General features: G+C 61.2%; 6 protein-coding genes. 3 read left to right on the top strand and 3 right to left on the bottom strand.

The annotated features are described in order from the left end of the window. Positions 1-6 precede the first annotated feature (6 nt). Positions 7-525 carry a DUF3299 domain-containing protein gene (locus AB4N74_RS20435; RefSeq protein ID WP_093434953.1) on the top strand — a complete coding sequence of 173 codons (519 nt, stop codon included), beginning with the start codon at positions 7-9 and terminating at the stop codon, positions 523-525. 248 nt (positions 526-773) lie between these two features. Then, positions 774-1,472, top strand: a complete 699-nt coding sequence (locus AB4N74_RS20440) for an OmpW/AlkL family protein (RefSeq protein ID WP_007910962.1) — start codon at positions 774-776, stop codon at positions 1,470-1,472. Between the two features lie 381 nt (positions 1,473-1,853). On the opposite strand, the gene AB4N74_RS20445 is transcribed toward AB4N74_RS20440, so the two are convergent. Then, positions 1,854-2,786: an NAD-dependent epimerase/dehydratase family protein gene (locus AB4N74_RS20445; protein WP_257356298.1), complete on the bottom strand. Its 933-nt coding sequence runs from the start codon at positions 2,784-2,786 to the stop codon at positions 1,854-1,856. Then, on the bottom strand, positions 2,779-3,663 hold the full coding sequence (locus AB4N74_RS20450; protein ID WP_049802170.1) for a sugar nucleotide-binding protein: 885 nt from the start codon (positions 3,661-3,663) through the stop codon (positions 2,779-2,781). Before AB4N74_RS20450 ends, AB4N74_RS20445 begins: the two co-directional genes overlap by 8 nt. A 307-nt stretch (positions 3,664-3,970) precedes the next feature. Here AB4N74_RS20450 and AB4N74_RS20455 point away from each other — a divergent pair, with 307 nt between their 5' ends. Then, positions 3,971-8,257 (top strand): DEAD/DEAH box helicase, encoded by a 4,287-nt coding sequence (locus AB4N74_RS20455; RefSeq protein ID WP_257356301.1) that lies wholly within the window; start codon positions 3,971-3,973, stop codon positions 8,255-8,257. A 115-nt stretch (positions 8,258-8,372) separates the two neighbouring features. Here the strand turns inward: AB4N74_RS20455 and AB4N74_RS20460 are convergent, their stop codons facing one another. Beyond that, positions 8,373-10,466, bottom strand: a complete 2,094-nt coding sequence (locus AB4N74_RS20460) for a mechanosensitive ion channel family protein (RefSeq protein WP_460097061.1) — start codon at positions 10,464-10,466, stop codon at positions 8,373-8,375. Positions 10,467-10,494 lie beyond the last annotated feature (28 nt).

Here is a 10,494-nt window from a genome sequence, read left to right on the forward strand (position 1 = left end):
TTCACCATGCCCCGCGCTGCACTCGCGCTGCTGTTGTTGATCGCCCTGCCCGTGTGGGCAGCGGCGCCGAAAGACCTGACGTGGTCGGAAATGATTCCGCCGGACGCCGCGCCGGAAGTGCCGAACATGACCCCGCTGCACGACATGTCGAAGATGAGCGATGCGCTGTCCGCCGAGTCCGCGCCAGCGGCCAAGCAGGACCTGCCGAACGCGCCGGTGGTGAAGTCCCTCGACGGTCAGAACATTCGTTTGCCGGGTTATATCGTGCCGCTGGAAGTCAATGAAGAAGGACGCACCACGGACTTTTTGCTGGTGCCGTATTTCGGCGCCTGCATCCACGTGCCGCCACCGCCGTCGAACCAGATTGTGCATGTGAAAAGCGAGTTGGGCGTGAAGCTTGATGAGCTGTATCAGCCGTACTGGGTCGAGGGACCGTTGCAGGTCAAGGCGTCGAGCAGCGAACTGGCGGATGCCGGGTATCAGATGGATGCGGACAAGATTTATGTGTATGAACTGCCGGAGTAATTCCCGGTAATTTTGTGCTGTTGTAATGACCCCTTGGCGAGCAAGCTCGCTCCCACAGGTTTCGGTGGTGACCATAAATTTTGTGGTCGACTCGATCAATGTGGGAGCGAGCTTGCTCGCGAAGGGGCCTTCAAAGGTTCCACAGAAACCCGCCCCTTCACTGTTTCATTGAGCTGAGTCAAAAGACCGTATCAGTTGGCTTCGTACCATAGGACATCGAACATTTTTAACGTCCTTTCGGAGCCCCCATGAACAAGTCCTTGCTCAGCGCTTCGCTGTTTGCCCTCGCGCTCGCAGCCCCGCTCGCCCACGCCCACGAAGCCGGTGACATCCTCATCCGCGCCGGTGCGATCACCGTCAACCCGAAGGCCGACAGCTCCAGCGTCAAGGTCGATCAGGGTCCGTTGAGCGGCACCAATCTGGGCGGCAAAGCGACCATGAGCAGCGACACTCAATTGGGTCTGAACTTCGCTTACATGCTTACCGATCACGTCGGCCTCGAGTTGCTCGCGGCCACGCCGTTCGAGCATGACGTCAAACTCAAGGGTACTGCCCTGCCAGCGGCCAACGGCAAGCTCGGCACCCTGAAACACCTGCCGCCGACTCTCAGCGTTGTGTACTACCCGCTGGATTCGAAGTCGCCGTTCCAGCCTTACGTCGGCGGTGGCATCAACTACACCTGGATCTATGACGAGCACGTCGGCAGCGAAGCCAGTGCCAACGGTTTCAGCAACTTCAAGGCGAAAAACTCCTGGGGTCTGGCCTGGCAGGTCGGTGCCGACTACATGCTGACTGACAACATCATGCTCAACGCCCAAGTGCGTTACATCGACATCGACACCCGCGCCACCGTCGAAAACAACGCCGTTGCGCCGGGCACTCGCGCACGGGTGAATGTGGATGTGGATCCGTTCATCTACATGGTCGGTTTGGGCTATAAGTTCTAAGTCGATTGACCGAACGTTCACGTGGTGGTGAATGAGGCTTGGTGGCGAGCAGGCATAGAACTGACGGCGACCGTACGCAGTTGATCGGGGGATAACATCCCCTTGCCACAGGAGTAGCGACATATTCCGGCCGTGAAAAAGGCGCCTGTCAAAGGGCGCCTTTTTCATGTCTGCCTGGAATGCGTGGTGAGTTTGAGATCTATCCCCCTCACCCCAGCCCTCTCCCTCAGGGAGAGGGGGAAAGGGAGCCGATTTGGGTGCTTTTCAAATTCGAGTTCGACTCGATATTTCAGGTCGATGTATCTCGCACAAACACCTCGGTCAGTCCCCTCTCCCCCCGGGAGAGGGTTAGGCGGGCGGCGTTCCGATGAGGGGCTCTTTTCAGGCACGCCCCAACAACCGCGCCAAACCCACGCTCATCGGCGTCTGCTGCGGCAGCTTGAAGCGCTCCAGCAAACGAGCGTTATTCGCCCGGGAATGACGGATATCACCGGAACGCGCCGGGCCATAGCTGATCGGCGGCAGTTCACCGACCACCGCTTGCAGGGCTTCAAGCATCTGCTTGAGGCTCATCGCCTGATTCCATCCAACGTTCACCGGACCGACTTCCACCTCAGGTTTTTCGATGCCCTGTACCAGCAAATCGACCAGGTCTTCGACATAGAGGAAATCGCGCGTTTGCTCACCGTCACCGAACACGGTAATTGGCAAGCCTTTCTGTGCGCGTTCGCTGAAGATGCTGATCACTCCGGAGTACGGCGAGGACGGATCCTGACGTGGGCCGAAGATATTGAAGAAGCGGAAAATCACCGGCTCCAGGCCATGCTGGCGGCGATAGAAATCGAAATAATGTTCGCCCGCCAGCTTGTCCGAAGCGTAAGGCGTCAATGGGGCTTTGGGCGTTTCTTCATCAATCGACTCGCCCTCGCCATTGTTGCCGTACACCGCCGCACTGGAGGCATACAACACGCGCTTGACCCCGGCCAGACGCATTTCTTCGCAGACATTCAGCGTGCCAATGAAGTTGCTCTGGTGAGTTTTCACCGGATCGTCCACCGAGGCCTGCACCGACGCCACGGCCGCCAGGTGAGCGACTGCGCTGCAGCCTTGCATGGCTCTGGCCACCAGCGTCGCATCGGCGACATCGCCGACAATCAGCTCAACCTTGGAGTTATCCAGCGGCAGGTTGCTGCGCTTGCCGGTCGACAGATCGTCGAGAATGCGCACCGAATGCCCCTTTGCAAGCAAGGCGTCGGTCAGGTGCGAGCCAATGAATCCGGCTCCGCCGGTGATTAAAACAGTCCCTTCAGCCATGACGGTAGAACCTATCCAGTAAGCCCGGGAGTGCGGCGCGCCAGGCGCGCGGTTTGATCCCGAAAGTGTGCAGAATTTTCTTGCAGGCCAGCACCGCGTGTTGCGGCTCTTCGGCAGCGTCCGGTCGCGCGGCGTGAGCCTGGGCGGTTGGTGCTTCGATCGCTAGGGCGTGCAGGCTGCGCGCTTCGGTCAGAATCGCCTGGCCCAGCGCCAGCGGTGTGGTCGCTTCGTGGCCGGCGTAGTGGTAAGTGCCCCACAGCGGCGCGGCGCAATCGAGTTGTTTGAGCACCGAAATGATCACTCGCGCGGCATCGTCGACCGGGGTCGGATTGCCACGGCGGTCATCGGCCAGCAGCAACTCTTCCGGTTGTTCGGCGCGGGCGAGGAAGCGCCCCAGAGTGCCGTCCGGGCTGTCATCGAGCAACCAGCCAAATCGTAGCAAAACGTGTTGCGGGCAGGTGGCGCGCACACTTTGTTCAATTCGCCACAACGCCTGACCGCGCAAACCCAGTGGCACCGGTTCGTCTTTTTCGCTGTACGCCGTGGCACGCGAACCGTCGAACACCCGATAACTGGAGGGCTGGACGAGGACGATGTTGTGGTGCTGGCACAGTTCGGCCAGACGTTCGATCGCACGTTCCTGCCCGGCCATGCGGCTTTCGCTGACGGTTTCGGCCTGGAACCAGTCGAAATAGTAGGCGAGATTGATCAATGCATCGGGACGGGTGTCGTCGAGCAATTGGGTCAGGCTCGCGGCATCCCAGCCGTTTTCGGGCGGGCGGGGGGCGAGGAAACCGATGTCTTCCTCTGCACCGAGGCGAATCAGCGCCTGCCCAAGGGCATTTCCGCCGCCCAGTAACATAAGGCGCATTCGCATAGAGTCAGCAGGCCCAGTCTGATTGGAACGATGGCTTTAGCGACGGCTCTTGTGAAACCGTCGTCGATAATTGCCGGAATCGTTGCATTTTGCGGGTTTAGTGCGCAACCGTCATCCGTAAAGTGTAGATCGCCGGGATTTGTGTCGTGGCCACTGGCCCCTTCGCGAGCAAGCTCGCTCCCACAAGGGATTTACGGCGCACACAAATCCACTGTGGGAGCGAGCTTGCTCGCGAAGAGGTCCGGCCAGACGCTGAAGATCCCAGCGGTACTTGCATCTTCACACCCGCGCCCGCATAACTTAAGCCATGAATCTGCCCATCCCCACGGACGCGGCCCTGGCAGGCTTTCACCCCGCCGTCAGCGCCTGGTTCAGCAACACATTCGCGACGGTCACCGCCGCCCAGGCCCGCGCATGGCCGTTGATCCGCCAGCGCCGTTCGACGCTGATCGCTGCGCCCACCGGCTCCGGCAAAACCCTCACTGCGTTTCTGGCCGTGCTCGACGACCTCGTCCACCGAGGCCTTGAAGATCCCGACGGCCTGCCCGACGAAACCCTGGTGGTCTACGTCTCGCCACTGAAGGCGCTTTCCAACGACATTCGCATCAACCTGCAAAACCCATTGGCGGGGATCACCGAACACCTGCGGCAGATGAATCTGCCTGGGCTGGCAATCACCACCGCCGTGCGCACTGGCGACACCCCGCAAAAAGAACGCGCGGCCATGCGCAAGAACGCGCCGCACATTCTGGTGACCACCCCGGAATCGCTCTACGTGCTGCTCGGTTCGGAATCGGGACGAAAAATGCTCGGCACCACGCGCACGGTGATCATCGATGAAATCCACGCGATAGCCGCAGGCAAACGCGGCAGTCATCTGGCCCTCAGTCTTGAGCGACTGCAGGCGCTGTGCGGCGAACCGCTGACCCGCATCGGCCTTTCGGCCACGCAGAAACCGGTCGAAGCCGTGGCGCAATTTCTCGTCGGCCATGAGCGCCCCTGCGAAATCATCGACATCGGCCATGCGCGGCCACGGGATCTGGGCATCGAAGTGCCGCCCGTGCCGTTGTCGGCAGTGATGGCCAACGATGTCTGGGAATTGGTTTACGACCGCCTCGCCGAACTCGCTCGCGAGCACCGCACCACGCTGATTTTCGTCAACACCCGGCGCCTGGCCGAACGCCTGAGCCGGCACCTCAGCGAACGCCTGGGCAAACACGCCGTAGCCGCGCACCACGGCAGCCTGGCCAAGGAGTTTCGCCTCGACGCCGAACAACGGCTCAAACGCGGCGAGCTAGAGGTGTTGATCGCCACCGCCTCGCTGGAACTGGGCATCGATATCGGCGAAGTCGATCTGGTCTGCCAGATTGCCTCACCGCGCTCTATCGCCGGTTTTCTGCAACGTGTTGGCCGCTCCGGGCACCAGGTGGGCGGCACACCCAAGGGCCGTTTGTTCGCCACCACCCGCGACGACTTGATCGAATGCACCGCCCTGCTCGACTGCGTGCGCCGAGGCGAACTCGACACCCTGCACATCCCGGTCGCGCCGCTGGATGTTTTGGCGCAGCAGATCATCGCCGAAGTCAGTTGTCAGGAATGGCCGGAGGACGCCTTGCTGGCGATGTTCCGCCGCGCCTCGCCCTACCGCGACCTCGACGAAAAACACTATCAAGCCCTGCTGAGCATGCTCGCTGAAGGTTACAACGGTCGCCAGGGCATCCGCAGCGCCTACCTGCACCGCGACGCCGTCAGCCGCACCTTGCGTGGCCGTCGCGGTTCACAACTGACCGCCGTGACCAGCGGCGGCACCATTCCCGATAACGCCGACTACAGCGTCATGCTCGAGCCGCATGGCCTGAACATCGGCAGCGTCAACGAAGACTTCGCGGTGGAAAGTATTGCCGGCGACGTGTTCCAGCTCGGCAACACCTCCTATCGCATCCTGCGCGTGGAAACCGGCAAGGTCCGCGTCGAGGATGCCCACGGCCAGCCGCCGACCATTCCGTTCTGGCTCGGCGAAGCGCCGGGACGCAGCGATGAATTGTCATCGGCTGTCGCACGTCTGCAAGCACAACTCGATGAACTGCTCAGCGCCAGCCCCGGCAATCTGCAACCGGCACTCGACTGGCTGACACAGACCCTCGGCCTCAACCGCGCCAGCGCCGAACAATTGGTCGAATACCTGGCCCGCGCCCGCCAAACCCTCGGCGCCCTGCCCTCGCAAGACACGCTGCTGATGGAGCGCTTTTTCGACGAGTCCGGCGGCACCCAACTGATCATCCATTCGCCGTTCGGCAGCCGCATCAACCGCGCCTGGGGCCTGGCCCTGCGCAAGCGATTCTGCCGCACCTTCAACTTCGAATTGCAGGCCGCCGCCAGCGAAGACGCGATCGTCCTGTCGCTGTCCACCAGCCACAGCTTCGAACTCGATGACGTCTGGCGTTACCTGCACAGCAACAGCGCCGAGCACATCCTGATTCAAGCCGTACTCGATGCGCCGCTGTTCGGCGTGCGCTGGCGCTGGAATGCAGGGGTGGCACTGGCATTGCCGCGCTTTACCGGCGGGCGCAAAGTTGCGCCGCAGTTGCAGCGGATGAAAAGCGAAGACCTGATCGCCAGCGTATTTCCCGACCAAATCGCCTGTCTGGAAAACCTCGCCGGCGAACGGGAAATTCCCGAGCATCCACTGATCGAGCAAACCCTCGACGATTGCCTGCATGAAGCGATGGACAGCGAAGGCTGGCTCAATCTGCTGCGGCGCATGGAGCGTGGCGACGTGCGCTTGATCAGCCGCGACTTGCCGGCGCCCTCGCCGCTCGCGGCAGAAATTCTCAGCGCGCGGCCGTACACCTTTCTCGACGATGCACCGCTGGAAGAACGTCGTACCCAGGCGGTAATCAATCGGCGCTGGAGCGATCCACAATCGACCGATGACCTCGGTGCTCTGGATGCGGACGCGATTGCCGCCGTGCGTGAAGAAGCCTGGCCGACACCGAACGCTGTGGATGAAATGCATGAGGCGCTGATGAGCCTGGCGTGCATCAGCGATGAGGAAGTGCAAACGAACGAAGGCTGGCGTGCATGGCTGGAAAATCTGGCCAGCAGTGGTCGCGCCTGCCGTCTACAGATCGATGCCGAGCATGGCTTGTGGCTGGCCCGCGAACGCCTGACGTGTCTGCAAGCGCTTTATCCACAGGCCAAATTGCAAGCCGAACTGAAGGCGTTGCCGAGATTCGATGAGGCGTGGACGTTCGATGAAGCGCTGATCGAAGTGATTCGCGCGCGCCTCGGTGCCTTCGGACCGCTGCCGTTATCCGCGATTGCCGAACCGCTCGCGTTGCAGGCCACTGAAGTCCATCAAGCCCTTGCCCAACTGGAGCGCGAAGGTTACGTGCTACGCGGCCAGTTCACGCCCAAGGTCAACATTGAGGAATGGTGCGAACGGCATCTGCTCGCGCGCATTCATCGCTACACGGTCAAGCGCCTGCGCCGGGAAATCGAACCGGTCGCGCTGCAGGATTTCATGCGGTTTCTGTTCGACTGGCAGCATCTGTCGCCCGCAACTCGCGGTCAGGGCAGCGCCGTGTTGCCCGCGATTGTCGGCCAGTTCGAAGGCTACGCGGCGGCCGCTTCGGCGTGGGACAGCGACATTCTTCCGGCCCGCCTCAAAGACTACTCACCGAGCTGGCTGGATGATTTGTGCCGCAACGGCAAACTGGTGTGGACGCGCCTCAGTGCCCGGCAGAAAGTCAGCGGCACGGCGTTGCGCAGCACGCCGATCGTGCTGCTGCCACGTAGTCAGGTCGGTTTGTGGAGTGCGCTGGCCGAACAGACGCCGGTGAACGAACTGTCGCCAAAAACCCAGAAGGTCTTTGAAGCCTTGAGTCAACACGGCGCGTTGTTTTTCGATGAGCTGATTCATGAAGCGCACCTGCTGCGCACCGAGCTGGAAATCGCCTTGCAGGAGCTGGTTGGCGCCGGTCTGGTGAACGCCGACAGCTTCGCCGGCCTGCGCGCCTTGATCACCCCGCCGAGCAAACGCCAGCAGCGCAGCAGTCGTCGCGGGCGCGGGGCGTTCGTCGGTGGAATGGATGATGCCGGGCGCTGGGCGTTGCTGCGGCGCGGAACGGCTGTGGATAACAGCGAAACCCTGGAACATGTCGCGATGACATTGTTGCGCCGTTATGGCGTGGTGTTCTGGCGCTTGCTGGAGCGTGAGGCGGACTGGTTGCCGAGCTGGCGCGAATTGCTGCGCACGTTTCATCGGCTGGAAGCACGGGGCGAGATTCGCGGTGGACGATTTGTCAGTGGTTTGGCGGGGGAACAGTTTGCCTTGCCCGAGGCGATTCCATTGTTGCGCGAAGTGCGTCGGCGACCGCATGACGGCAGTCTGGTCGCGGTGTGCGGGGTCGATCCATTGAACCTGGCCGGGACGTTGTTGCCGGGGACGAAAGTGCCGGCGCTGGTGAGTAATCGGTTGGTCTATCGGGATGGGATTCCAGCGGCGGCGGAGATTGCCGGAAAGCAGCAGTTTTGGCTGGAGCTGGATCAGATCGGCATGGAGCAGGTGCGCGGCAAGCTGATCCGGCATTGAGGTTGGCGGGTCTGGCGCCATCGCGAGCAGGCTCACTCCTACATTTGGAATGCGTTCCCCTGTAGGAGTGAGCCTGCTCGCGATAGCGCTGGCATTCCCACCAAAAATCCACCCGTTAAGTCCGCGATTCCTGCGGCACCTCGCTCACCACCACCGCCCCTTCCTGCTGCCGCTTCGGCAACAAAACCTGCTGTGGATAAGTCTGCGCGAAATGCACCACCGGGCTGTTATCCACAAGCTTCTTCAAACGCTGATTGAACGCCCGGCTCACCGCATACTGCCCACCGGATACCGTGCGGAACTGCGCCGTCAGCACCACGCCGTTCAAATCCATCTTGTCGACACCAAACACATCCAGCGGCCCTTGCAGGTTGTACTTGAGGAACGGGTCTTCACGGATCGAATCGCCGGTCTCGCGGATCAACTCGATGGCCTTATCCACGTCCGTGTCGTAGGTGAACTGCACCGAGAAAAACGCAAAGGCAAACTGCCGCGATTGGTTGGTCACTGCTTTGATCTGACCAAACGGCACCGAGTGCACAAAGCCCTTGCCGTCACGCAGACGCAGGGTGCGAATGGTCAGCCCTTCGACGGTGCCGGCATGGCCCGAATCGAGCACCACCCAATCGCCAATCGACAGGGTGTCTTCAATGATGATGAACAGCCCGGTGATCACGTCCTGCACCAGTTGCTGCGAACCGAAACCGATGGCCAGACCGACCACTCCGGCACCGGCCAGCAGTGGTGCAACGTTGATCCCCAGATTGGCCATAGTGGTGATTGCGCAGATCACCACGAGGATGATTTTGATCGCGTTGCGCAGCAGCGGCAGGATGGTTTTCACTCGCGTACTCGGCTGGCGCGCCGCGCGTTTGCTGAGCGGCGGTTTCAGTGCTTCCTGAATCGCCGTGTCGAGTACCACCCACAGCAACCACGTGACCAGGAAGATCAGGCCAATGCTGCTCAGCGCGTTACTGATGGCTCGTCCAACCGTGCTGCTCTGAGCGAAATCGAGCAACGAAACGCCCCAGATCCGCCCGAGAATATCGATGAAGGCGATAGCGATGACGATCCGCAGCAAGGCATGCAAGAGGCTGAGAAAACGTTCCTTGTAGGCGCTGCTGCGCTGGATCGCTTCGGCTTTTCGTGACTTGAACAAGTGCTGCAGGATCGTGCTGAGGAATACCGTGCCGATTAACAAAACCGTGGTGAACAACGCGCAACGCAGAGCTTTCTGATTGTCCTCGCCGATGCCGATCAGATTCACTGCCGAGACCAGCACCATCAGCACGATTGGCCAGTACCACAGCCCCGAGAAAATCCGCAGCGACTCCTGCAACGACGGTTGTTTCAGGCGTTGGCTCAGCGAACGATTGCGGATCAAATGCGCCACCGGGCGGCGCAGGCGAATCACCAGCAAACCAAAAATGATCGAGGCGATCAGCCCGGTGAACACCGCGACGCTGCTGGTGATATTGCCGCCCAGTTGTCGGGCAATCTGCGGACTGGTCAGCGCATCGCTGAGGGCGGCGAGGAAACCGATCAGAAACAGTGGTCGAGGACAGTAATTGCGGATGATCCGCGCCGCCGGACGTTTATGGCCGACGTTGAACATCACCACCACGCACAACAACATCGAGGTGGAAAAGATGCCGCTGCTGGTGGCGTAGGCCAGACACAGCGCCAGCGCACGGCCGACCGATGCTTGCAGAAAATGGCTGACGTACAGCGTCAGCGGCAGGCAGATCAGCGCCGGCACGGTGTACGGCAGCAAGTAACCAATCAGATCCTGACTGCGCTGGCGGGTGCGCAACCAGCGCCCCTCACGCAGACGCTTGGCCATCAAACTGCCGAGCACGGTCAACAACGCGAAACTGCCAAGCCAGACGCCCGACAGCGTGAGGAAGTCCCCGGCGACGCTCCAGCCCGAGCGGTTCGAGGGTTGGTTGACCAGTTTGTCGACTTCATCGGCGGCGCGATCGGCGCGCAGGCGCCAGGCGTCGACCAGGTGTTCGTTGAGATCGAGTTTGTCCTGCACATCATCGATGCTCGAACTGATCGCACCGAGCAGACCGCCCTGCACTATCGGCTCGGGTTTGGCCGCTTCTTCGGCGGCGGCCGGCACACCCGGCAATGCAGCGGCGTCGATTTCACTGGCGCCGAGAAACAGCAGTGCTCCCAGCACAATGGCGATCCTGAACTTGATCAAAACTCCGATCTCCCGTGGCTGAACCTGT

This window comes from Pseudomonas sp. H3_C08, from assembly GCF_054669455.1.